22 protein-coding genes are annotated in these 23,807 nt (G+C 60.5%); 13 read left to right on the top strand and 9 right to left on the bottom strand.

Annotated elements, in window-relative coordinates; all coding sequences use genetic code 11:
* Positions 1-7: 7 nt before the first annotated feature.
* Positions 8-457 (bottom strand): cupin domain-containing protein, encoded by a 450-nt coding sequence (locus AB8A27_RS05075; RefSeq protein ID WP_315841244.1) that lies wholly within the window; start codon positions 455-457, stop codon positions 8-10.
* A gap of 269 nt (positions 458-726) precedes the next feature.
* Here AB8A27_RS05075 and AB8A27_RS05080 point away from each other — a divergent pair, with 269 nt between their 5' ends.
* From AB8A27_RS05080 to AB8A27_RS05100, 5 genes are all read left to right on the top strand, one after another.
* Positions 727-1,755 (top strand): AraC family transcriptional regulator, encoded by a 1,029-nt coding sequence (locus AB8A27_RS05080; RefSeq protein ID WP_441240971.1) that lies wholly within the window; start codon positions 727-729, stop codon positions 1,753-1,755.
* A gap of 86 nt (positions 1,756-1,841) precedes the next feature.
* Complete coding sequence (locus tag AB8A27_RS05085; protein WP_441240972.1) at positions 1,842-2,603, top strand: SDR family NAD(P)-dependent oxidoreductase; 762 nt, start codon at positions 1,842-1,844, stop codon at positions 2,601-2,603.
* Positions 2,604-2,656: 53 nt separating this feature from the next.
* Positions 2,657-3,499: an enoyl-CoA hydratase family protein gene (locus AB8A27_RS05090; RefSeq protein WP_441244828.1), complete on the top strand. Its 843-nt coding sequence runs from the start codon at positions 2,657-2,659 to the stop codon at positions 3,497-3,499.
* A gap of 252 nt (positions 3,500-3,751) precedes the next feature.
* Positions 3,752-6,103 carry a bifunctional salicylyl-CoA 5-hydroxylase/oxidoreductase gene (locus AB8A27_RS05095; protein ID WP_441240973.1) on the top strand — a complete coding sequence of 784 codons (2,352 nt, stop codon included), beginning with the start codon at positions 3,752-3,754 and terminating at the stop codon, positions 6,101-6,103.
* A 58-nt stretch (positions 6,104-6,161) separates the two neighbouring features.
* Positions 6,162-7,412, top strand: a complete 1,251-nt coding sequence (locus tag AB8A27_RS05100) for a flavin-dependent oxidoreductase (protein WP_441240974.1) — start codon at positions 6,162-6,164, stop codon at positions 7,410-7,412.
* Positions 7,413-7,564: 152 nt separating this feature from the next.
* Here AB8A27_RS05100 and AB8A27_RS05105 read toward each other — a convergent pair whose 3' ends face one another.
* The 6 genes from AB8A27_RS05105 to AB8A27_RS05130 form a co-directional block, all read right to left on the bottom strand.
* Positions 7,565-8,020 carry a cupin domain-containing protein gene (locus tag AB8A27_RS05105; RefSeq protein WP_089267419.1) on the bottom strand — a complete coding sequence of 152 codons (456 nt, stop codon included), beginning with the start codon at positions 8,018-8,020 and terminating at the stop codon, positions 7,565-7,567.
* 60 nt (positions 8,021-8,080) lie between these two features.
* Positions 8,081-8,779 (bottom strand): ABC transporter ATP-binding protein, encoded by a 699-nt coding sequence (locus AB8A27_RS05110; RefSeq protein ID WP_441240975.1) that lies wholly within the window; start codon positions 8,777-8,779, stop codon positions 8,081-8,083.
* Positions 8,779-9,531, bottom strand: coding sequence for an ABC transporter ATP-binding protein (locus tag AB8A27_RS05115; RefSeq protein ID WP_441240976.1), 753 nt, complete (start codon positions 9,529-9,531; stop codon positions 8,779-8,781). The genes AB8A27_RS05110 and AB8A27_RS05115 overlap by 1 nt, the downstream gene beginning before the upstream one ends.
* Positions 9,528-10,511: a branched-chain amino acid ABC transporter permease gene (locus tag AB8A27_RS05120; RefSeq protein ID WP_441240977.1), complete on the bottom strand. Its 984-nt coding sequence runs from the start codon at positions 10,509-10,511 to the stop codon at positions 9,528-9,530. The genes AB8A27_RS05115 and AB8A27_RS05120 overlap by 4 nt, the downstream gene beginning before the upstream one ends.
* 12 nt (positions 10,512-10,523) lie before the next feature.
* Positions 10,524-11,444, bottom strand: a complete 921-nt coding sequence (locus AB8A27_RS05125; protein ID WP_441240978.1) for a branched-chain amino acid ABC transporter permease — start codon at positions 11,442-11,444, stop codon at positions 10,524-10,526.
* A gap of 103 nt (positions 11,445-11,547) precedes the next feature.
* On the bottom strand, positions 11,548-12,723 hold the full coding sequence (locus AB8A27_RS05130) for an ABC transporter substrate-binding protein (protein WP_441240979.1): 1,176 nt from the start codon (positions 12,721-12,723) through the stop codon (positions 11,548-11,550).
* Positions 12,724-13,062: 339 nt separating this feature from the next.
* Between AB8A27_RS05130 and AB8A27_RS05135 the strand changes: the two genes are divergently transcribed.
* From AB8A27_RS05135 to AB8A27_RS05150, 4 genes are all read left to right on the top strand, one after another.
* The gene (locus AB8A27_RS05135) at positions 13,063-13,569 is read left to right on the top strand and encodes a MarR family winged helix-turn-helix transcriptional regulator (RefSeq protein ID WP_441240980.1); all 507 of its coding nucleotides are present in this window, start codon (positions 13,063-13,065) and stop codon (positions 13,567-13,569) included.
* Positions 13,570-13,579: 10 nt separating this feature from the next.
* Positions 13,580-14,398: an alpha/beta hydrolase gene (locus AB8A27_RS05140; RefSeq protein ID WP_441240981.1), complete on the top strand. Its 819-nt coding sequence runs from the start codon at positions 13,580-13,582 to the stop codon at positions 14,396-14,398.
* 144 nt (positions 14,399-14,542) lie between these two features.
* Positions 14,543-16,210, top strand: a complete 1,668-nt coding sequence (locus tag AB8A27_RS05145; protein WP_441244829.1) for a benzoate-CoA ligase family protein — start codon at positions 14,543-14,545, stop codon at positions 16,208-16,210.
* A gap of 32 nt (positions 16,211-16,242) precedes the next feature.
* Positions 16,243-16,701 carry a RidA family protein gene (locus tag AB8A27_RS05150; RefSeq protein ID WP_441240982.1) on the top strand — a complete coding sequence of 153 codons (459 nt, stop codon included), beginning with the start codon at positions 16,243-16,245 and terminating at the stop codon, positions 16,699-16,701.
* 6 nt (positions 16,702-16,707) lie between these two features.
* Here AB8A27_RS05150 and AB8A27_RS05155 read toward each other — a convergent pair whose 3' ends face one another.
* Positions 16,708-17,508, bottom strand: coding sequence for an AraC family transcriptional regulator (locus AB8A27_RS05155; protein ID WP_441240983.1), 801 nt, complete (start codon positions 17,506-17,508; stop codon positions 16,708-16,710).
* Positions 17,509-17,571: 63 nt separating this feature from the next.
* Here AB8A27_RS05155 and AB8A27_RS05160 point away from each other — a divergent pair, with 63 nt between their 5' ends.
* The gene (locus AB8A27_RS05160) at positions 17,572-18,750 is read left to right on the top strand and encodes an MFS transporter (protein WP_441240984.1); all 1,179 of its coding nucleotides are present in this window, start codon (positions 17,572-17,574) and stop codon (positions 18,748-18,750) included.
* 242 nt (positions 18,751-18,992) lie between these two features.
* Positions 18,993-20,090: a helix-turn-helix transcriptional regulator gene (locus AB8A27_RS05165; protein ID WP_441240985.1), complete on the top strand. Its 1,098-nt coding sequence runs from the start codon at positions 18,993-18,995 to the stop codon at positions 20,088-20,090.
* A gap of 229 nt (positions 20,091-20,319) precedes the next feature.
* Here AB8A27_RS05165 and AB8A27_RS05170 read toward each other — a convergent pair whose 3' ends face one another.
* Positions 20,320-21,543 carry a polyhydroxyalkanoate depolymerase gene (locus AB8A27_RS05170; protein WP_092150851.1) on the bottom strand — a complete coding sequence of 408 codons (1,224 nt, stop codon included), beginning with the start codon at positions 21,541-21,543 and terminating at the stop codon, positions 20,320-20,322.
* Between the two features lie 180 nt (positions 21,544-21,723).
* Here AB8A27_RS05170 and AB8A27_RS05175 point away from each other — a divergent pair, with 180 nt between their 5' ends.
* Both AB8A27_RS05175 and AB8A27_RS05180 read left to right on the top strand, forming a co-directional pair.
* Positions 21,724-22,377, top strand: a complete 654-nt coding sequence (locus tag AB8A27_RS05175) for a glutathione S-transferase family protein (RefSeq protein ID WP_115033821.1) — start codon at positions 21,724-21,726, stop codon at positions 22,375-22,377.
* Between the two features lie 273 nt (positions 22,378-22,650).
* Positions 22,651-23,790: a hypothetical protein gene (locus AB8A27_RS05180; protein WP_441244830.1), complete on the top strand. Its 1,140-nt coding sequence runs from the start codon at positions 22,651-22,653 to the stop codon at positions 23,788-23,790.
* Positions 23,791-23,807: the final 17 nt, after the last annotated feature.

Below are 23,807 nucleotides of genomic sequence, written 5' to 3' on the forward strand. Positions count from 1 at the left end.
TCGAGGTCTAGTCGTTGGCTTCCGGTGGCAGGAAGTTCACTTCATGCTCGGCGGAGACCCGCACGATGGCTTCGATGTCGCTCATATTGTGCAACTGCTTGAACAGCGCTTCGAGCTTCTGCGTCGGCGACACCCAGAACAGCGCTCGGGCCGGCTTGTCCGATTTGTTGAAATAGCCATGCGGAATGCCGCGCGGCAGGCGGACCAGATCACCGGCATGGGCGCGGACCCACTGGCCGTCGAGCTTGAGGTCGAGAATACCCTCCTGCACCAGGATGAACTCTTCCTGGGTCGGATGGATATGCACCGGCACGAACTGGCCGGGATCGCTGTTGGTCTCGAAGGCAAAGGTGGAGTCGGTTACGGCTTTCGGGAAATAGACCTGCCCGAGAATATTCCACGTGGTGCCGCCATACCCGGTGCCGTTCTGGGTGATGCCTTTTTCAAGTGCCGCCATGGTGCTGCTCCCTTGGGTTTCACGTCTGCAAGGATGCTGCGTGACCTCAGGGCCGGTCTCTAGCCGTTGAACGAATCCGCTATCCAAACGACGAAATAATTACCGGCGCAGGCGAAAGGTGTGGGTACGCTGCGCTGCACACTCATCTTTGGAAGACGCTGGCCTGCGCATTCGTTGTGCAGCACGGCAATATTTGCGGCGGGGCGCCGACTATGCGGCGTGATGCGACATGGATAGTCTAGACTTCAAATAACGCAGGCGATCGGACCATGGTGTTGGACGCAGCCGTAACGAGGAATGCCCATCCGGCCCGCGCCGCAAGGCTTGCGGCATTCTCTCGCGTGTTCACGACGGATATCGACGAGGCTGCCGATTCGATCGGGCGCATCTTCTGCCCGCATGCACTGGACTCCTTGCAGCGCTCCTGGCCGGATTTTCACGCGCTCCACAATTGCGCGGCGTTCGATGGATTCTCCGTGAATTACGTCTCCTATGGTGGCTCGGTGTCGATCGATCCCGGCTGCCTCGATCGCTTTTTTCTGCTGCAGGTACCGCTTCATGGCGGCGCCCGGATCAATACCGGCGGCCGTACGGTCGAGGTGTCAGCAGGGCGTTCCGCGTCCTTGCTGTCGCCGACGATGCCGACAAAGATGGTCTGGCAGGACGATTGCGCCAAGCTGATCCTGCTCGTTGAACGACGGCTCGTCGAGGAGCGCGCGGCGGCGCTGGCAGGGAAATCTGGTGCCGTAGTCGAGTTCGATCCGCAGGTCGATCTGAACACGCCATTCGGTCTCGCGATCCGGTCCCAGATCGAATACCTCGTTGATCTCGCGGAGCATCGCGGGCCCGGGCAGCAGCTCTCGCCCCTGATGGCGGCGACCCTGCGTGACTCCGTGATTGGACTGTTGCTGACCGGTCAGCGGCATACGCTCACCGACACCATTGACCGTTCCCTGGCGCGCCTTGGTCCGTTACCGTCAGTGTTGAGAAAGGCACGGGACTATCTTGAGGCTCATGCCACCGAGCCGCTCGATCTCGATCGGCTCGCGCGCGCAGCCGGCATCGGGATACGTTCGCTGCAGCTCGGCTTCCAGAAGCATTTCGGCATGTCGATTTCGGACGCGCTGCTCGATATCCGGCTGACGCATTTGAATGCAAGGTTGCTGCGCGCCGTGCCGGGCGAGCGGGTCATTGATATGGCTTTCGATCTTGGCTTTACCCATCCGAGCCGGATGGCCAGCTTCTACCGTGCCCGTTACGGCGAGAGCCCGTCGGATACGCTCCGCCGCAGCCGCTAGCAGCATGACCTGCCGCTTTCTTGCAAAAGCTTGAAGTCTAAAATAATATCCAGGCAGGCTCATGGAGAGCCTGCGGAAGGTGACGCATGTCCGGACTGTCTCGCTCCTCCCACGCTCTGGTGACCGGCGGCGGCCGCGGCATCGGCCGCGCCATCGCAGCCTCGCTCGTGCGGGCCGGCGCGACCGTGACCATCATGGGGCGTAATCTCACCGTGCTGAACGAGGTCGTTGCGGCGGGCGACGCGCATTATGCTGTTGCCGCCGATGTGTCCGATCAGACCGCGCTGAATGCCGTGATTGCGGATGCCGCGAAACGCCAGCCGATCGATATTCTGGTGGCGAATGCGGGCGCTGCGGAGTCTGCGCCATTCGTGAAATCGGATGCAGCACTGTTCCAGCGCATGATGGATGTTAATTTCATGGGCGTCGTTTATGCGACGCAGGCTGTGCTGCCGGATATGGTCAAGCGCAAGAGTGGCCGCATCATTGCTGTTGCTTCGACGGCTGGCCTCAAGGGCTATGGTTATGTGAGCGCCTACAGCGCTGCGAAGCACGCCGTTGTTGGTCTCGTGCGCTCGGTCGCGCTGGAAGTCGCGAAAAGCGGTGTCACTGTGAATGCGGTGTGCCCAGGCTTTACCGAAACCGATCTGCTCGAAGGCAGCATCGACAATATCATGAGCAAGACCGGCCGTACGCGGGAACAAGCTGTTGCCGAATTGGCGAAGCACAATCCGCAGGGCCGTCTGGTGACGCCCGGCGAAGTCGCCGATGCTGTGTTGTGGTTGTGCGGCGCGGGCGCGAGCTCCATTACCGGACAGAGCATCGCGGTCGCCGGCGGCGAAGTCTGATCGATACGCAACAACAAGAACCGAACGAATTACTGGGAGCCAACATGTCTGTGATGGTCAAGAACAAGGTCGCCAATCCCGTCACGCTGCCGCTGGCCGAGTTCAAGCCTGAGCATTTCCTGCTGGCGGTGGCCGATGGTATCGCGACGGTGACGCTGAACAGGCCGGAGCGCAAAAATCCGCTGACCTTCCAGAGCTACCGTGAACTGACCGATTTCTTCCGCGCCTGTGCGATGGATGATGACGTCAAGGTTGTGGTCGTCACCGGTGCCGGCGGCAATTTCTCGTCGGGTGGCGACGTGTTCGAGATCATCGGCCCGCTGATCGAAATGAACACCAAGGATCTCACCGCCTTCACGCGCATGACCGGCGATCTGGTCAAGGCGATGCGCGCGTGCCCGCAGCCGATCGTGGCGGCGGTAGAAGGCATCTGCGCTGGCGCAGGTGCGATCATGGCGATGGCGTCAGACATGCGGCTGGCGGCCACCGGCGCCAAGGTCGGCTTCCTGTTCAACAAGGTTGGTCTCGCCGGTTGCGACATGGGCGCCTGCGCGATCCTGCCGCGCATTATCGGCCAGTCGCGGGCGTCCGAGCTGCTTTATACCGGCCGCTTCATGACGGCCGAGGAGGGCGAGCGCTGGGGTTTCTTCAGCCGCATTGTTGCGCCGGCGGACGTGCTGAGCCAGGCGCAGACGCTGGCGAAGCAGATCTCCGAAGGCCCGACTTATGCCAACACCATGACCAAGCGCATGCTGTCGATGGAGTGGGCCATGTCGGTGGAGGAGGCGATCGAGGCGGAGGCGGTGGCGCAGGCGCTGTGCATGACCACCGAAGATTTCGCCCGGGCGTTTCATGCCTTCGCGAACAAGGCGAAGCCGAAGTTCGAGGGGAACTGAAAATACAAGCGCCGTCATGCCCGGGCTTGTCCCGGGCATCCACGCCTTGGCAGCGAACGAAAGAAGACGTGGATGGCCGGGACGAGCCCGGCCATGTCGGCGTGTAGGCCGACAGCCGATGTACCGATCGGATTGGTCCACCGGTGATAGTTTGATGTGCATCAAAGCTGGCGAATTGCCGGTTTGTCAGGCTTGCAAGGAATTGTTTTAGGTTTAAAATATCTCCATCCAAGCTCGACTGCGGAGGCTGTCATGAAGATCGCGATTATCGGTGGCGGGCCGGCGGGCCTCTATTCTGCGATCCTGCTGAAGAAGCAGCGGCCGCAGGCAGAGATCACGGTCTATGAGCGCAACCGTCCTGACGACACCTTCGGCTTTGGTGTGGTTTTCTCTGACGCTACCCTCGACAATTTTGAGAAATACGACCTCCCGAGCTATCAGCGTATCACCCAGGAATTCGCTTACTGGGACGATATCGCCGTGCACTTCCGCGGCACTGTCCACCGTGTCGGCGGTAACGGCTTCTGCGGCTGTTCGCGTCGCACGCTGCTGATGATCCTGCAGGACCGTGCTCGCGAACTCGGCGTCCATCTGCTGTTCGAAATCGATATCACCGACGAAGCACGTTTCGCCGATGCCGATTTGATCGTGCTGGCGGACGGTATCAATAGCCACTTCCGTAACAAGTATATCGAGCACTTCGCGCCCGAAGTCGACTTGCGTTCGAACAAGTTCACCTGGATGGGCTCCACCAAGCCGCTCGATGCCTTCACCTTCCTGTTCCAGGAGACCGAGTGGGGGCCGTTCATTGCCCATGCTTACCAATACGAAGCAGGCCGCTCGACCTGGATCTTCGAGACCGATCCGGAGACCTTCAAGCGCGCCGGCCTCGAAGGTCTTGGTGAGCAGGACTCCGCCGATCGGATGCACGATATTTTCAGGGATTTCCTCGGCGACCACAAGCTGTTGATCAACCGTTCGATGTGGCGCAACTTTCCGATGATCCGCAACAAGCGCTGGGTCAAGGACAACATGGTGCTGCTTGGCGACGCCAAGGCGACCGCGCATTTCTCCATCGGTTCGGGCACCAAGCTGGCTATGGAAGATGCCATCGCATTGCATGATGCAATGGCGAAAGCGCCTACTGTCGAGGCCGGATTGCACGACTACGAGCACGGCCGCCGCGAAGAAACCGAGAAGATCCAGCACTCGGCCGACGTCTCGCTGGTCTGGTTCGAACACGTGGATCGCTTCTGGGATTTCGACCCCGTGCAGTTCGCCTTCGGTGTCATGACCCGCGCCAAGGCGATCACCTACGATAACCTGACGCTGCGCGCGCCGGACTTCGTCAAGGAAGTCGACAAGTCGTTTGCGCAGAAGGTGCAGGCACAGGGCTTCGACGTCGATGTCGACAAGCCGGAAGTGCCGATGTTCCAGCCGTTCAAGATGCGGGATATGGTGCTTGCCAATCGCGCCGTGGTGTCGCCGATGTGCATGTATTCGGCGGAAGAGGGCGTGCCGAACGATTTCCATCTGGTGCATTACGGCTCGCGTGCCATTGGCGGCGCCGGTCTCGTCTTCACCGAAATGGTCTGCGTCGGCCGCGACGCGCGCATCACGCCCGGCTGCGCCGGTCTGTGGACCGACGAGCAGGAAGCGCAGTGGAAGCGCATCGTCGATTTCGTGCACAGCACGTCGGCTGCGAAGATCTGTCTGCAGCTCGGCCATGCCGGCCGCAAGGGGGCGACCAAGCTGATGTGGGACGGCATGGACCGCCCGCTCGTCGATGGCGCATGGGACATCGTCTCGGCGTCGCCGCTGGCCTACTACCCGGACAGTAAGGTACCCTCGGAAATCGATCGCACCGGTATGGACCGCGTCAAGGCAGAGTTCGTGGCCGCCACGATCCGCGGCGAGCGCTGTGGCTTCGACATGCTCGAGATGCATACAGCGCACGGCTATCTGCTGGCGAGCTTCCTGTCGCCGCTCACCAACAAGCGCACCGATGAATATGGTGGCTCCCTTGAGAACCGTCTGCGCTTCCCGCTCGAAGTATTCACGGCAATGCGTGAAGCGTGGCCGGCGCACAAGCCGATGTCGGTGCGTTTCTCGGCGACCGACTGGGCCGAGGGCGGCAACACTGGCGACGATGCCGTGGAAATCGCCCGCGCCTTCGCCGAAGCCGGTGTCGATCTCGCCGACATCTCGACGGGGCAGACGGTGAAGGAATCGCGGCCGATCTACGGCCGCATGTTCCAGACGCCGTTCTCCGATCAGGTCCGTAACGAGGCCCGCGTTGCTACCATGTGCGTCGGCAACATCACGTCTGCGGATCAAATCAATACGATCCTGGCCGCCGGCCGCGCCGATCTCGTCGCACTTGGCCGTCCGCACCTGACCGACCCGTCCTTCACCATCAAGGCGGCTGCCTGGTATGGTGCAAAGGACGCCTATTGCCCGCCCCAATATATGCCCGGTAAGGAGCAGATTTTCCGCAACAGCGTCAGGGACAAGCAAGATTTCGAAGACCTGAAAATTAAGGCTAAGCCGAAGACCCGCGCCGAGATGCGTGCGGAGGCGGCAAAGCCACTTGCAGCTGAATGACTGGGCATGCGAGTTTAGCGGTTAAATTCTGGGCGTTGCGTAAAGTGGAGTTGAGCTGATGAAAGCAATCATCGTGGGCGGCGGCGTTGGCGGCCTGACGACCGCCTTGATGCTGCGGGCGCGGGGCATTAATTGCGAGCTCTACGAACAGGCTGACACCATCCGCGAACTCGGCGTCGGCATCAATACGCTGCCGCATGCGATCCGCGAACTCGCCGGCCTTGGTCTGCTCGATCGGCTCGACGCGGTCGCAATCCGCACCGATGAATTGCATTATCTCAACCGCCACGGTCAGGAAGTCTGGCGCGAGAAGCGCGGTTTCGGCGCCGGTCACGACGTGCCGCAATTCTCGATTCATCGCGGCCGTCTGCAGACCGCGATCCATCGCGCGGTCGAAGAGCGGCTCGGCGCGGAGGCGATCCACACCGGTCGTCGACTGGGTCACTTCACGCAGGACGAAGGCGGCGTTACGGCTTATTTCTTCGATCGCAACAACAATCATGTCGAGACCGCGCGCGGCGATATCCTGATCGGCGCCGACGGCATCCATTCGAAGGTGCGCAGTACGCTATTCCCGAACGAAGGACATCCGGTCTGGAATGGTCTGATGCTGTGGCGCGGTGCGCGCGACTGGCCGGCTTTCCTGACGGGCAATTCGATGATCGTCGCTGGCGGTCTCCACGCCAAGGTCGTGGTCTATCCGATTGCCGAAGGTGAGACTGCGGGCAACCGGCTGACCAACTGGGCCGTGCTGGTGAAGACCGGCGAGGGTGGTACGCTGCCGCCGCGCCGCGAGGACTGGTCACGTCCCGGCAAGCGCGACGAATTGATGCCGCATGTGGCGCGTTTCAATGTGCCTCATATCGATGTACCGGCGCTGATCACGGCGACCCCGGAATTCTGGGAATATCCCTGCTGCGACCGCGACCCGCTGCCATATTGGTCGGGCGGCCGCGTCACGCTGCTCGGCGACGCCGCGCATCCGATGTATCCGGTCGGCTCGAACGGTGCCTCCCAGGCGATCCTCGACGCGCGTGCGTTGGCTGACTCGCTGGCTCATGCTGAACACCCGCGCCAGGCGCTGATGGCCTATGAGCGTAAGCGCCTGCCGATGACCGCGGAGATCGTGCGCTCCAACCGTCGCGGTGGCCCGGAAGGCGTCATCGATGCCGTGGAGCAGATCGCGCCGGATGGCTTCGACAATGTCGAGAACGTGTTGAGCTACGCGCAGCGCGAAGCAATCGTGAAGGGCTATGCGCACAAGGCAGGGTTCGCAGCGCAGCCCGGGCTGGCGGTGGTGAACGGCTGATCTAGCTTGCTGCAAATCGAGAATTTAGCTTTCGTCATGCCCGGGCTTGTCCCGGGCATCCACGTTTTGGGCGCAGCTTAAGACGTAGATGGCCGGGACAAGCCCGGCCATGACGTCGATGATGGTATGTGGCCTGAACGAAGAGCCGCCTCTTACGCGCCGGGAGGCGGCGGCAGGAAGTGGATGTTGTATTCGGCGGCGAGCGCCACCACGTCCTCGGGCTTCTGCTCTTTCATGTTGTGGATCGCCCAGAACAGGTCATAGAGCCGGCGGCTTGGCGAGACCCAGAACAGCACCTTGGCGTTCTGATCGGACTTGTTGAAGATGCCGTGCGGAATTCCGCGCTGCAGCCGCACAAGATCGCCCGGCGTGGCCGAAGTTTCGGAGCCGCCGAGGAAGAAGTCGAGCTTGCCTTCGAGGATGTAGAGATACTCATCCTGGTCGGGATGGATGTGCGGCGGCACGAAGGTGCCGGGCGGGAAGGTGGCGTGCCACGAGAACGAATCTTCGGTGCAGTTCTTCGGCACATAGGTCTGGCCGAGGATGTTCCAGGTGATGCCCTGCATGCCTTCATTTGCGCGGGTGATGCCGGCGATCTCGGTTTTCATGGTTGGTCCTTCCTTGGGTCACGCATTACGACGCGTCGGGTGGTACTCGAAAACAGTTGATCAAACGTGGAGGAAACGGTCCTTCACGGTGGAGTCGCTCTTCAGTTGTTCGGACGTGCCGGTCCACACCACACGGCCTTTTTCGATCACCACATGACGATCGGCAAAGCCGGCGAGTGCATCGACATTCTTGTCGATCACCAGAATGGACTGACGCTCGGCCTTGAGCTTCTTCAGGCAATTCCAGATTTCGAGACGAATAAGCGGAGCGAGGCCTTCGGTGGCTTCATCGAGAATGAGCAGCTTCGGATTGGTCATCAGCGCGCGACCAACGGCCAGCATCTGCTGCTCGCCGCCCGACAACTGCGTGCCTAGATTGCTGCGACGTTCCTTGAGGCGCGGAAACAGCTCGTAGATCTTGTCCAGCGTCCAGCGTGCCGGCGGATGCCGCACGGCGGCGGTGGCGACCAGGTTTTCCTCGACGGTCAGCGTCGGAAAGATCTGACGGCCCTCTGGCACTAGGCCGATGCCCGCCTGGGCGATACGATAGGACGGGAGCCCGGCCATCGGCTTATCGTCGAAGGTGACCTTGCCACCAGTCGGATGAATCAGGCCCATGATGGCGTTGATGGTGGTCGTCTTGCCCATGCCGTTACGGCCGAGCAGGGTAACGACTTCACCGGCATTGATGGTGAGCGAGATATCGAACAACACCTTGGCCGCGCCGTAAGCCGCCTGGAGATTTGAGACTGAGAGCATCAGGCGGCCTCCTCGCCGAGATAGGCAGCGCGGACTTCCGCATTGTCACGAATGCTCTGCGGCGAGCCGGACGCGATGATGCGGCCATAAACCAGGACCGAGACGCGGTCAGCCAGTGCGAAGACGGCGTCCATGTCGTGCTCGATCAGCACGATGGGAAGCTCCTTGCGCAGCTCCTGGAGCGTGTTGATCAGTCGCTGCGATTCATCGTGGCTGGTGCCGGCGAGCGGTTCGTCGAGCAGCAGCAGCTTCGGCTTCGCTGCCAGCGCAATGGCGATTTCGAGCTGGCGTTTCTCGCCATGCGACATCTGGCCGGCTGGCACGCTTGCGCGAGCGGCGAGGCCGAAGCGCGACAGAAGTGTCATGGCGGTGTCGTTCAGCGCTGGTTCCTTCGACGCATTGCCGAAGAAACTGAAGCTCGAGCCGCTGCGCGCCTGAACGGCGATGGCGACATTCTCCAGCGCCGAGAAACGCGGCAGGATCGAAGTGATCTGGAACGAGCGCACCAGGCCCATCCGCGCGCGCTCCGCCATCGGCAACCGCGACACGTCCTGGCCGTCGAAGATGATACGGCCGGAGTCCGATTGCGCATGACCGGAGATCTGGTGGATCAGCGTGGTTTTGCCGGCTCCGTTGGGACCAATGATGGCGTGCAATTCGCCGGCCTCGATATTCAGCGATACGTCGTCGGTGACGCGCAGGGCACCGTAGTTCTTGCAGATGTTCTGCAGCTGAAGCGGAGCGCTGCTCATGATTTGCTCCCGAACAGTCCGGTGATGCCGCCGCGGGCATAGAGCACGACGAGAATGAGGATGGGTCCGAAGATCAGTGCCCAGTTCTCCGTGTAATGCGACAGGATATCTGCCAGCAGGCTGAACACGGCGGCGCCGATGATTGCGCCATGCAGCGAGCCGAGGCCGCCGAGCACCAGTACGAAGATCAGGTCGCCGGAGCGCTGCCAGGCCGTATAGGCCGGGCTGACGAATTCGGTCTGGTTGGCAAGCAGAAAGCCCGACACGCCGGCAATCATGCCGGCAATGACGTAGGCAGTGAGCTGATAACGATACGGCGCAAAGCCGATCGCTTCCATACGTACGGGATTCTCGCGAATGCCGCGTAGCACCCGACCGAAGCGGGACGCGACGATAGCGCGGAGCAGGAGGTAGGCGCCGAGCAGCACACCGAAGGCGACATAATACATCGCCACGTCGTTCTTCAGGAACTTCGATCCGAAGAACATGCTGCGCGATGCCAGCGTCAGCCCGTCGTCACCGCCATAGGCGGCGAGCGAGGTGGTCAGGAAGAACAGCATCTGGCCGAAGGCCAGCGTGATCATGATGAAGTAAACGCCCTTTGTGCGCAGCGAAATCGCGCCGGTAAAAAGCGCAAATATCAGCGACGTCGCCAGCGCAACGGCGAGCTGGACAAAGCCATCGGTAATGCCGTGGCTGGCCAGAATGGCGACGCTATAGGCACCGAGACCGACGAATGCGGCGTGGCCGAACGATATCATCGCGCCATAGCCGATCAGGAGATCGAGTGACATGGCGCCGAGCGCCAGGATCATGATGCGGGTCACGACCGCAAGGACATAGCTCTGCGGTCCGAGCAGCAGTGCCAACGGCACCAGCGCGAAAGCTGCAAAGATGATCACCGGCAGGATCCGCGTGCGCCTGGCGCTGGTCGGCGTCGCGAGGGCCGGGGCGGTGTCGAGATTGACGAGATTGTTCATGCTGCGCTCCCGTTACTTCTTGGCCGGGAACAGGCCGGATGGCCGGAAGAACAGCACGGCAGCCATCAGGATGTAGATCAGCATCGGCGCGATGGCGCGGCCGGTCTGGCTGGCCGCGGAAGGGTCGAGCAACGCGCGCAGCAAGGTCGGTGCAAAGAAGCGGCCGAGCGTATCCACGAGGCCGATCAGAAGCGCTGCGATGAAGGCGCCGCGGATCGAGCCGATGCCGCCGATCACAATGACCACGAAAGCGAGGATCAGCACATTGTCGCCCATACCGGGTTCGACCGAGAGGATCGGTGCAATCATGGCGCCTGCGAAGCCGGCCAGCATCGCGCCGACGCCGAACACGATAGTGAACAGCAGGCGGATATTGACGCCGAGCGCGGAGACCATCGGCGCGTTGCTGGCGCCGGCACGGACCAGCATGCCGAGCTTGGTCTTGTTAACGACGAGATAGAGCGCGAGGCCTACAAGGAGGCCCACGGCAATGATGATGAGGCGCCAGACCGGATAGAGCAGGCCGTCGGTGATTTCGATTGCGCCCGACAACGCATCCGGAATCGGCACGTTCAGCGGCGCAGCGCCCCAGACGAATTTGACAGCCTGATTGAGGAAGATGATGACGCCGAAGGTCGCCAGCACCTGATCGAGATGATCGCGATCATACAGATGCCGGAAGATCAGCAGCTCGAGCAGCAATCCGAATATCAGTGCAGCAGGCAGCGCCAGCGCAAGCCCGGTGAAAAAGCCCCCGGTCATGGCGGTGAAGGCTGCGACGAAATAGGCGCCGACCATATACTGCACGCCATGTGCAAGATTGATGAAGTCCATGACGCCGAACACCAGCGTCAGACCGGCGGCGATCAGGAATAGGATCAATCCGAACTGCAGGCCGTTCAGGATCTGGACGAGAGCAAGCGTGAGGGTCATCAGATAACTTGGTTTCTATACGGAGACAGACTGCGGGCCGATAAAGCTCCGGGCCGTCCCGCCTTCGCGGCGACGGCCCGGTGACGTGTGATGGCTATGACAATTACTGCGCGGCGCAGTCCTTGGCGTAACGATCGGCGTAGTTGCTGAAAACCTTCTCGACGATCTCGGTCTGGAACTTGCCATCAGCCCGCTTGGCGACCTTGGTCAGGTAGAAGTCCTGTACCGGATAGCCGTTGTTGCTGAGCTTGAAGCTGCCGCGGATCGATGGGAAGTCGGCTTTCTTCAGCGCCGCGATCACCTTCGTCTTGTCGGACATGTCGCCCTTCACGGCCGTGACGGCGCTGTTGATCAGCAGGGCGGCGTCATAGGCCTGGAAGGCATAGGTCGCGGGCACGCTGTTGTAGGCCTTCTCGTATTCCGCGACGAACTTCTTGTTCGCGGCATTGTCGAGATTGGGCGCCCAGTTGGAGCCACCGAACATGCCGATCGCCGCATCCTGCTGAGCCGGCAGCGTCGATTCATCGACGGTGAAGGTCGACAGGAACGGAATGCGGTCGAGCAGGCCGGCCTGCTTGTACTGCTTGACGAGGTTCACACCCATGCCGCCCGGCATGAAGGTGAGCACGGCATCAGGCTTCATCGATGCAATCTTCGAGAGCTCGGCCTGGAAGTCGAGCGTGCCGAGCGGGATGAAAGACTCTTCGACGATCTCACCCTTGAAGTCCATCTTCACGCCGGCGACGAAGTCCTTGCCGGCCTGATAGTTCGGGGTCATCAGATAGATCTTCTTGTAGCCGCGCTTCTGGGCAACGTTACCGAGGATCTGGTGGATCTGGTCGTTCTGATACGACGTCACATAGAAGTACGGATTGCACTCCTTGCCGGCGTAGCTCGACGGGCCGGCATTCGGCGAGATCAGGAAGGTCTTGTTCTCGGTCACCGGCTTATGGATCGCGCCCAGGATGTTGGAGAAGATCGGGCCGACTACGAAGTCGACCTTGTCGCGCTCCAGCAGACCCTTGACCTTGGTGACGGCGACGTCGGGCTTGAGTTCGTCATCGACGACGATGACTTCGACGTCCTTGCCGCCCATCTTGCCGCCGAGATCCTTGACGGCGAGGTTGAAGCCGTCGCGGGCCTGCTGTCCGAGCACGGCACCGGCACCCGACAGCGACACGATCACGCCGACCTTGATCTTTTCCTGAGCCACGGCCGGGATGGCCGAAACGCTCATCATCAGGGCGGCCAAACCGGCCAATTTGAGAGACTGCTTCATTAACTTCTCCTCCACTCGGCCGCGACAGGCAGCCGAAAAACGTGCCAACCCAGAATTCTGTTCTTTTGCCTAGATTATGCTCACCACGGGTGCAGCCGCAAGCAATGTAAGTGACTTCCAGGCGTCAGAAATCAGTCGAATATGCTATGCAAACCGCAGGCCAATTTATTTGAACCTTAAAGAAATATTCAAAATCGCCGGCGGTCAAGGCTGCGGCGTTTTGGCTTGCGGTCGGACGGAAATTCCTTGAAGGTCAAAGGATCGGTATGGGGCGGTACGAGATTGTGGATTGCCGGTCTCGCGGCCGCCGCGGGAGCTCCAAGCAGGTAAGATTGCATCATGATTCTCGATTCCGAGACCAAGGCCGTCGAACTTCCCGATGATCACGGCGATGAGCTGCGCCTGTGGCTCCGGCTCCTGACCTGTACGACATTGATCGAGGGTGAAGTCCGCAGCCGCTTGCGCGAGCGCTTCGATGTGACGCTCCCACGTTTCGACCTGATGGCCCAGCTCGACAAGGTGCCCGACGGTATGACCCTGTCGGATGTCTCGAAGCGCATGATGGTCTCGAATGGCAACGTGACCGGCCTGGTCGAGCGCCTCGTGGAATCCGGCCATGTTGATCGCCGCACCTCTGACACCGATCGCCGGGTGCAGGTGATACGGCTTACCAAACTGGGCCGCGCGGAGTTCCGCAAGATGGCCGAAGAACACGAGACCTGGATCGCCGAAATCTTTACGGATCTGGCGCCGAAGGATGTTCGCGAATTGATGCGGCTGCTCGCCAAGACCAAGGCTTCTGCGCAGAAGGCTGCGCAACGGGCGGCAAACGGCAAAGCGCCGTAAACGCGACGCGGTGAGTGCAGTGATCGACCTCGAAGCCGAATACAATAATCGCGCAAAGGTTCCGGAAAGCGCTGCGCTGATTGCCGGCTGGGCACAGGATGCCAAGGCCTATCGCGAGATTGTCCAAGGCAAGCGTGTCATTCGCTATGATGAAGGTGCACGCCACAGCATCGATTACTTTCCAGCCAGGGATGAAGGGCCGATCGTCGTCTTCATTCATGGTGGTTACTGGCAGGCGCTGGACAGCTCCTTCTTCAGCCATCTGGCGCGCGGGCTGAATAGTCATGGCATCAGCGTGGCGGTCCCCAGCTATGATTTATGCCCGAACGTCTCGGTCGGTGATATCATTGTGCAGATGCGTGCGGCGACCCGCGAACTGGCGAAGCTCGACCGGCGGCTCGTTGTGTCGGGCCATTCGGCCGGCGGTCATCTCGCCGCCTGCATGCTGGCGACAGATTGGCGCGCGCTCGATCCCGCGCTGCCGCAGGACCTGATTGTCGGCGCTTATGCGATCTCCGGCCTGTTCGATCTGCGGCCGCTGGTACCGACATCCATCAACAGTGCATTGCACTTGGACGATGCCGGCGCCCGTGAAGTCAGCCCGTTGTTCTGGCCAGCGCCTTCGTGCGGGTCTCTCGATGCGGTGGTCGGTGGTGATGAGGGGGGCGAATATTTGCGGCAGAGCCAAGGCATCGTCGACGCCTGGAGTGCCCATATTCCCACGCGTTTCGAGGCGCTTCCTGGCGCCAATCATTTTACCGCTGTCGCACCGCTAGCGGATCCGCAGTCCGCCATGGTGTTGCGGTTGAAGGCTCTGGCCACGCTTTAGGCTGACTTGCCTAAACAATCTGCGCAAATCGACGTCCGTCGCCGAAAATTTCGGCGTGCCGCAAGACTCCGCAGTTGCGGAAAACTGTTTTAAGTCTAAAATGATATTTGGATGACGTTGCCGGGCATCTGACGTGACAGGAGCATTGCGATGGCCGCTGATACGCAGCTGACAAAGCCTTATACGGCGCATATCGATACGTTCGCGTGGGACAACATGCCGCCCGCCGACCAGTTGCCGGAATTCACCTTCACGCGCCCCGAGTTTCACTATCCTGATCGCATCAACTGCGTGGTACCGTTTCTCGACCGCTGGGTGGAAGAGGGGCGGGGCGACGCACCCTGCATGTTTGGTCCGAACGAGAGCTACACTTATCGTGAGCTCTATGAGCTCGTGAACAAGATCAGCAATGTGCTGGTGAGCAAGCTTGGCCTCGTTCCTGGTGGCCGCGTGCTGTTGCGCTCCGCCAACAATCCGATGATGGTTGCGACCTATCTCGCCATCATCAAGGCCGGTGGCGTCTGCGTTGCCACGATGCCATTGCTGCGCGCCAAGGAATTGATCTATCCGATCCAGAAGGCCAAGATCTCGCTCGCTTTGTGCGATGGCAAGCTGTCCGATGAACTCGACAAGGCTGTCATCAGCGCTCCGGAGATGAAGCGCGTCGTCTACTGGGGCACCGGCAAGGATGACTCGTTGGAAGCGCTGATTGCCGATGCCAGCCCCGAATTCAAGGCGATCGATACGGCGTCCGACGACATCTGCCTGATCGCCTTCACCTCGGGTACAACGGGCGATCCCAAGGGCACCATGCATTTTCACCGCGATATGCTCGCGGTGTGCGACGGCTTCGCCCGTAATGTGCTGCGTGCTTCGCCGGATGATCGATTCATCGGCTCGGCACCGCTCGCTTTCACCTTCGGTTTCGGCGGCGTGCTGTTCCCCCTGCATATCGGCGCATCCTTCGTCGTGCCGGAAAAGGCCGGGCCGGACGACCTCCCGCTGGAGATCGCCAAGCACAAGGTCACGGTCTGCTTCACGGCGCCGACGGCCTATCGCGCCATTCTCGGCAAGATCGAGAAATACGATCTGTCGTCGCTGCGCAAATGCGTGTCGGCTGGCGAGACGCTGCCCAAGGGCACATACGATGCATGGCTGAAGGCCACTGGCATCAAGCTGATGGACGGCATCGGCGGCACCGAGATGCTTCACATCTTCATCTGCGCCATTGAAGAAGAAATCCGGCCCGGCTCCACCGGGAAGCCAGTGCCGGGCTATGAGGCCAAGATCGTCGATGACAACGGCAATGATGTGCCGCCCGGGACCATGGGCCGTCTTGCGGTGCGGGGCCCGACCGGCTGCAAGTACATGTCCGATCCGCGCCAGACCAAATATGTCCAGAACGGCTGGAACCTGACCGGCGACACGTTCGTGATGGATGAAGACGGTTACTTCTGGTACCAGTCCCGCTCCGACGACATGATCGTCTCGTCCGGTTACAATATCGCCGGGCCGGATGTCGAAGCCGCCCTGCTGACGCACGAAGCCGTCGTCGAGGCGGGTGTCGTCGGTTGCCCGGATGCTGATCGCGGCATGATCGTGAAGGCCTATGTCGTTCTTGCGCCGGGCGTTGTTGGCAGCGATGCGCTGGTGAGCGAGTTGCAGAATCACGTGAAACGCGAGATCGCACCGTTCAAATATCCCCGTGCGATCGAGTTTGTGCAGCAGTTGCCGAAGACACAGACTGGCAAGCTGCAGCGCTTTGCGCTGCGTAAGTTGGCTGCGGAGACTGCATCCGTCGCCGCAGCGTGACATCGACAGATTGATTTGAGGAGTATTGCCCGGTGACTGCACCAAAGGGGCCGACATTGACGGTAGTGCCAAGCGCGAAGGCAGATAGCTCGCCATCGGGCGTGCGTGTGCTGCAGCCGAGCGGATGGCCGATGCCCAAGGGCTATGCCAACGGCATGACGGCCGATGGCCGCATTGTCGTCACCGGCGGCGTGATCGGCTGGGATGCCGAGGAGAAGCTGAAGCCTGATTTCGTTTCGCAGGTTCGTCAGGCGCTGCAGAATATTTCCGACATTCTTGCCGAAGGTGGCGCCAAGCCCGAGCATCTCGTGCGGCTGACCTGGTACGTCGTCGATATGGAAGAATACCTCGGCAATCTGAAAGCGCTCGGTCAGGCCTATCGCGAGATATTCGGTGCACATTATCCGGCCATGGCGCTGGTGCAGGTCGTGCGTCTGGTCGAACTCGCTGCGCGCGTCGAGATCGAGGCGACTGCGGTAGTGCCGCGTTAAGCGGCGCTACTTGGCCTCGATAAACTCTGTCGGGCTCTTGCCCGTCACCTGCCGGAATGCGTGCGAAAACGCCGAGAAACTGGCATAGCCGAGATCGGCAGCAAGCTGTTTCACCGATGCGTTGCGGTTCACCGACAGTCGTTCGATCGCTTCTGCGATCCGCGCGCGTTGACACCAGCTCTTGAAGCTCAATTGCGTCTCGGCCGAAAACAGCCGCGATAATGTGCGTGCAGACGTGCCAACGGCACGCGCCAATGTTTCGATCTCGTAAGTCTGTGTCGGATCGGCCAGCACCAGCTCTGCCGCGCGTCGGCAGCGCGGCTCTTGCGGCAGCGGCATGAACGTCGCGGGATCGCCTGCCTGATGCAGTTCGAGCATCGCAATCTCGATCAATAGCTGATTGCGCGCGACGTCATCGCGCCCATCGAATAGCGCCAGGATCGACTCGTGCAACAGGCGCGAGACGCGAACCACGAACTCCGCTGCGAGATCGCCATTGCGTCGATCCGGCGCCAGCCAATCGACGTTGAAATACAGCGAACGCATCTCGATGTCGGCCAGCACGTCGATGGCATGGGGTAGGTGGGCCGGCACCCAGACGGCGCGGTCCGGTGGCACCAGCCAACGGCCCTTTGGAGTCGTGACCTGCATCGTGCCCGCGGCGGCGAACACAAGTTGCGCCTCGCGATGGGCATGGGTGTCCAGCCGGATGCCCTTGCGATAGCGCGTCGCCAGGATGTGGACGCCGTCGATCGCCGAGCGCCGGCGTTCGGACAAGTCCAGGATTGGCGGTTCGGCGACATTCATTGGCAACATCCCGTTAGAGCAAGCTCATATAACGGCATTCCAAGGTTGCCAAGGAATCGATTCATGAACGTCCCCAGCCGGGTCATCACCCTCGTTAATGTCGCCCATTTCATCGACCACTATGCGATGCTGATCTTTGCGGCGGCGGTGCTCGTAATGGGCCCGGCCATGGGCAAGACCTATACGGAGTTGCTGCCCTATGCGACGCCGGGCTTCATGGCATTTGGGGCCGGCTCGCTGGTGACCGGCTGGCTCGGGGACCGCTGGAGCCGTCGCCACATGATGGTGATTTTCTTCTATGGCATCGGCCTGTCGATGATGGCTGTCGGTCTGGTGCAGACGCCGCTGCAGCTCGGCGCGGCGCTGTTCTCGGTCGGCCTGTTCGCGTCGATCTATCATCCGGTTGGTACCGCGATGATCGTCTCCTATGCCGACAAGCTCGGCAGTGCGATGGGCATCAATGGCGTGTTCGGCAATTTCGGCGTGGCATCTTCCGCACTGATCACCGGCGTGCTCGGTCAGTTCCTCGGCTGGCGCTGGGCCTTCATCATTCCGGGTCTCGTCACTATTGCAGTTGGTGTCGTCTTCATGCGTGAGGTCGCGCATGAAGATCGCTCGGGATTCAAACAGGCCGCGGCGCAAGCGCGCGTCGCGAAGTCCGACATGTGGCGTGTGATCCTTGCGCTGTTGGTCACGGTGGTCGCGATCTCCACCGTGTTCAACGCCATCACCGTCGCACTGCCAAAACTGTTTGCTGAGCGTCTGTCCGACATGACGAACAGCCCGGCATTGCTCGGCATCATTGCCGCCTGCGTTTACGTCTTCGGCGCGGCAACTCAGTACAACATCGGCAAGCTGATCGATAAGCACTCGCTGAAGGCAGTGAGCGTTCCGTTGTCGCTGGTGCTTGCGCCGTTCCTGTATTTCGCCGCGTCGCAATCGAATGTCTCACTGATCATCGTCGCGATCGGAATCATCATTGGTCTGTTCGGGCAGATCACCGTCAATGAGGCGATCGTCGGCAAGTATACAAGCGAGGAATGGCGGTCACGCGCCTATGCCGTGCGTTATTTCGTTGGCTTCACCGCAGCGGGAGCCTCGGTCGGGCTTGTCGCTTGGTTGTACGAGCAGGGTGGCTTCATCATGATGTTGCACGCCTTTGCCGCCTTGTCGGCACTGGTGATCGTCGCCGCATTGATTTTGCCGCGGGAGTTGCCGCCAGCAAAAACGCCTGTGGCGTAAAACTTCTCGCTTTACACTGGCGAGCAGCACGGGACCGGTCTAGTTAGGCGGAGACAACGCCATTCGCCTCCCGAACGGCGGTTGGCGAAAGTGGCATTTCGCGCACATCAGCATCGCGACCACAGATTTCCGAATGGCCTCGGGAATAGTCTGGTGTCTGCGGTGTTGCGTGATGGGGCGCTGCTTTCTGACCGTGATGACCGAGACGCGAGCCGCCGTGAACCGTTTTGCTGGATACGTCCGTGGACTTTGAAGCGCTCGTCGATGAAATTTATGAAGCCGGGATTGTGCCGGAGCGTTGGCCACAGGTGTTCGACCGGCTTGCGGAGATTGCCGACGCGGAAGGTTCGCTGATCTTTGCGGTGGCGCCGGGCACGCCTCGCTGGATGTCGTCGGAAAAGATTCGCGAACGAATTGATCGCTGGACGAAGGGGCCCTTCGCTCACAACAACCCGCGCGCTCAGCGATTGATCCCGAACACGGAGCCGCGGTTTTTGACCGATCTCGACCGCTTCACGCTGGAAGAGCTCGATAATGAGAGCTTTTATCGGGATTTGCTGCGGCCCGGGGGGCTCGGTTGGTGCGTTGGCACTTCGATCAGATCGCCGTCAGGAGACATGCTTGTCCTGTCGGTTGAGAAGGCATTTGCGAAGGGGCCGGTTCCTCGGGCAATTGCGGAGCAATTCGACCAGCTTCGCCCGCATCTGGCGCGAGCTGCCGTGTTGGCCGGGCGCCTCGGTTTCGAACGCGCACGCACTGCTGTCGCAACGCTGGAGATGATCGGGCTGCCCGCTGCGGCGCTAACGCAGACGGGACGGGTGGTGGCAACCAATCCCGGTTTCCTTGCCAGCACGGCTACGGTTAGTGTGGGCGCGCAGGATCAGGTGCAATTCAGCTCTCCGACCGCCAACACGCTGTTCCTGGAGGCGCTCGCCAAGCCCGTATCTCTGGCCAAGACGGGCCGATCCATTCCCATTGCAGGCGTCGACGAGAGCCCGCCTTTGATCGCGCATGTGCTGCCGCTCCGTCTGGCTGGCCTCGATGTTTTCGCGGGCGCTGTCTCGATCCTGTTCCTGACGCCGATCACCCAGCAGCGCAGCCCGGGTCCGGAACTTCTGCAGGCTCTGTTCGATTTGACGCCGGCCGAAGCGCGGATCACCAGCCTTCTGATCGATGGCAACTCGGTCGACTCCATCTCGAAAATGCAGAGCGTCAGCTTGAATACCGTGCGGACCCAGCTGAAATCCGTTTTCTTGAAAACTGGCGTCGATCGGCAGGTGGATCTGGTTCGGCTTCTGGGCCAGCCGCGAGTTCAATTGATCCCGGACCGGGACGCCTGAAAAATCCACGAAAAAGGCCGGCACGATGGCCGGCCTTGATCCGTAGTATGCCCGGTGAAAAATCGTGCAGTCGTCAATACACGGTCCGCCGAAGCGGTAATAAGAAACCGCTGTCATGCTGCTGACGCGGCCGCTAAACGATTCCCCGGTATCGACGTAGGTTATTCCTGCGACATTCGCTTCACCAATTTGGGTGAAGCGCCCGACTATTTGTATACAACGCAGGGTTTCAGGAATTCACGTGAACAAAATCACGTAACAGCGGGTAGATCTCGTTGTTCCAGCGGCGTCCGCTGAAGACACCGTAATGGCCGACGCCGGCCTGCATGTGATGGACTTTGCGGTAGGCCCGCACGCCGGTGCACAGATCCTGGGCTGCCAAAGTCTGGCCGATCGAGCAGATATCATCCTTCTCGCCCTCGACCGTCATCAGCCCCATGCGCTTGATCGAGGCGCAGTTCACGGTCCGGCCCTTGTAGGTTAGCTTGCCCTGCGGCAACAGGTGCTCCTGGAATACGTCGCGGATGGTATCGATATAGAACTCTCCGGGCAGATCCATCACGGCGAAATATTCGTCGTAGAACGTCTTGATGACCTCCGCCTTCTCGGTCTCGCCCTTGGCGAGATGATTGGCGAGATCGACATGCGACTTGATGTGCCGCTCGAGATTCATCGAGACGAATGCAGTCAGCTGAATGAAGCCGGGATAGACCTGCCGGAACGCGCCTTTGCACTGGAACGGCACGTAGTTGATCATGTTGTCTTCGAACCACTTCAACGACTTGCTCTTGGCGAACTCGTTGACCTTGGTCGGCTGAATGCGCGTATCGATCGGGCCCGCCATCAGCGTCAGGCTTGCCGGGCGCGCGGGGTGATTGTCTTCCGACATGATAGCTGCCGCGGCTAGCGCCGACACGGACGGCTGGCAGATCGCGACCATGTGCGAACGCGGTCCAAGCTCATTCATGAATGTGATCAGGTGCTCGGTATATTCGTCGAGGCCGAACTTGCCCTGATTGAGCGGTATGTCGCGCGGATTGTGCCAGTCTGTGATATAGACGTCATGATCCTGCAGCAGGGTCTTCACGGTGCCGCGCAGCAGCGTCGCGAAGTGGCCGGACATCGGCGCCACCAGCAGCATGCGCGGTTGCTCCGGCGCATTCTCTTTCTTGAAGTGTAGCAGCGATCCGAACGGCGTCTTGAAAGTGACTTCTTCCGTCACCTCATGCTCGTCGTTACCGACCATCACCTTGCCGATGTCAAATTCGGGCCGATGATAGGTGAGGGCGGAGCGCGAGATCAGCTCAAGCGCAGCCGCAAGGCGGCCGAACAGTTTTTCGGACGTGCCGGCCGGGACGAGATTGAGGTATTTCAATGCGGCAGACGCACCGGTGCGCCAAGGTGCTGTCAGATCCATGTGATTCTGGTAGGCCTGATACATCATTGACATCATCCGGAGCTATCCCTGCTTCGTTGCTATGCAATATTGAAGCCAGAGAAGAGTCAATTCGTCTGGAAAACTGGCACGTGGTTTGCTGAACAAAATTAAAGCAGCACAAGCAACGGGCAGCCGGGACCCGGTTACCCCGAGGGCTGATGGGCTGCCTTGGGTTCGGGCGTAAGGGGATAAGTCATGGCCAACGCGACACTCACCATCAGCAGCAAGAACTATTCGTCGTGGTCATTGCGAGGGTGGCTGCTGACAAAATTCTCGGGTCTTGAGTTCGACGAAGTCGTTACAGCGCCGGACGATGCCTCTGCCAGGGCCGAGATCCTGTTGCTGTCCTCGTCGATCCTGGTGCCCTGCCTGCGCCACGAGGGGGCGGTGGTCTGGGATACGCTGGCCATCGCCGAATATCTCAACGAGATCATGCCGGAAGCAATGCTGCTGCCGGCGGACCGCATCCAACGGGCGCATTGCCGCTCGATTTGCGGTGAAATTCATTCCGGCTTTACGACCTTGCGGGCATCGCTGCCGGTCAACATCAAGGGGCATTTTCCCAACTTCAAGGTCTGGTCGCGGGCGCAAGCCGACATCGATCGCATCTGCACGATCTGGCGTGAGTGCCTGTCGAAGTCGGGCGGACCGTTCCTGTTCGGCACCCGCAGCATGGCCGACGCCATGTATGCGCCGGTGGTGACGCGCTTCGTGACCTACGACGTCAAGCTCGATCCGCAGCTATCAGCCTATGCCAGCACGGTCATGAACCTGCCAGAAATGCAGGAATGGATTGCTGCAGCAAAGCAGGAGCCTGCCGACATCGAAGAGCTCGAGGTCGAGTACTGATTGATAGTTCGGCAACGCTACGCCGGCTCACGGATCAGGCAGGGCCTGCTCAACTTGTATCCAGAAATTGTAGCGCTCGCCGGGGATTGGCGGCGGTTTGGCCGCCAGATCACCTGCCAACGAGCGCGATTGGTATCAAAACGCCTTTGACGTCAGCTGGCGCGATTTTCGCATAGCAGCAATTTCTCGCGAGCCGCATTGCGTTGGCTGCCGATCGATTGCACGCCAATCACAGTTCGGTCCCCGGGTGTTTTGAATACGTTGGAGGATCCCATGAATGTACATGCTGCGATCGATCTCAAATGGCCTGGGCTTAAGCACCCGAACGGCGATCCTCTCCGCTTGAATCATGGGGATTTCGTCGCGATCGATCGCCACAAGGATACGACATACGAGGCGACCTATCGCCCGCAGGCACTTTATAGCCGCGCGAATGAAGGCTTTCACGCCAATAACGAAACTTTCCTGCTCCATGAAGTCGCGACCAATCTGCCGATCTATCGTGAAGACACCGGCCCTACCGATTTCCATCTTCACCTTCCACCGGGTGGATTCCAACTCGTGCTGGTCACGTCGGGGATGTTCACCTTCGACTATGATGGCCGTGTGTACTATGTCGGTCCAGGCGCAGTAATGCTGCAAAGCGCGATCGTGCATCGCCAGCTGTTTTATACTTGGTCAGGTCTGTCCACCGAGGAGAACCTGAAGACGCCGCAGACGGTGGTGCCCGATGCGTTATCCATGGGCTACTCCGGCAAGTTTCTCGAAGCCTTCGTGACCGATCCGACGACCTTCCCGAACCCGACAATCGTCGGTCCGGACCAGATCAACGAAGCCGAGACGCCTCGTGTGGCCTGGACCCACGCGCTGCATGATCGCCCGGGCGATGCGGGCTTTTGGCTTCAGGATCCGCTGGCGCTGGATGCACTCTTCAAGCCGCTGACTGGCAGTGTCGTCAAATCGACCATGCCCGTTTACGTGCGCGACATCGGAATCGAGATTCCGAGTGGCCATCTTGTCACCGGTCACATCATCGCAACCGATCCGCATGGCAAGTCGCTTTTGCCGAAGAGTTCCTCGGCAGCCGTGGATACCGCCTCTTTCGCGAAGGGAGAGGTTGTCATCTATCGCGTCATTCGCGGTACGGCTGAATTCAGGGATAGTGCGGGAAAGACGTTCGAACTAGCGGCCGGTGATGTCGTGACCGCGGGCAAGAATTCGACCAGCCTCATCGGTATGGGCGAAAATACGCAGGTCCTCCGGCTTGGGCTGCTGAAAGGCATGGAGCAGCTTCGAAGCTGGACGCCGACGCAACGTGACGAAATCGATGGCCTGGCGGCCAAGATCATCACACAGAAAGATATTCGCCCCTTGCGGACCGAAGGAAAGCCGGTCGGGTATCTGTACGAGTAAACCCGTCGTCCGGGAGC

The organism is Tardiphaga sp. 768_D3_N2_1, assembly GCF_052076105.1.
Classification (GTDB): Bacteria; Pseudomonadota; Alphaproteobacteria; order Rhizobiales; family Xanthobacteraceae; genus Tardiphaga.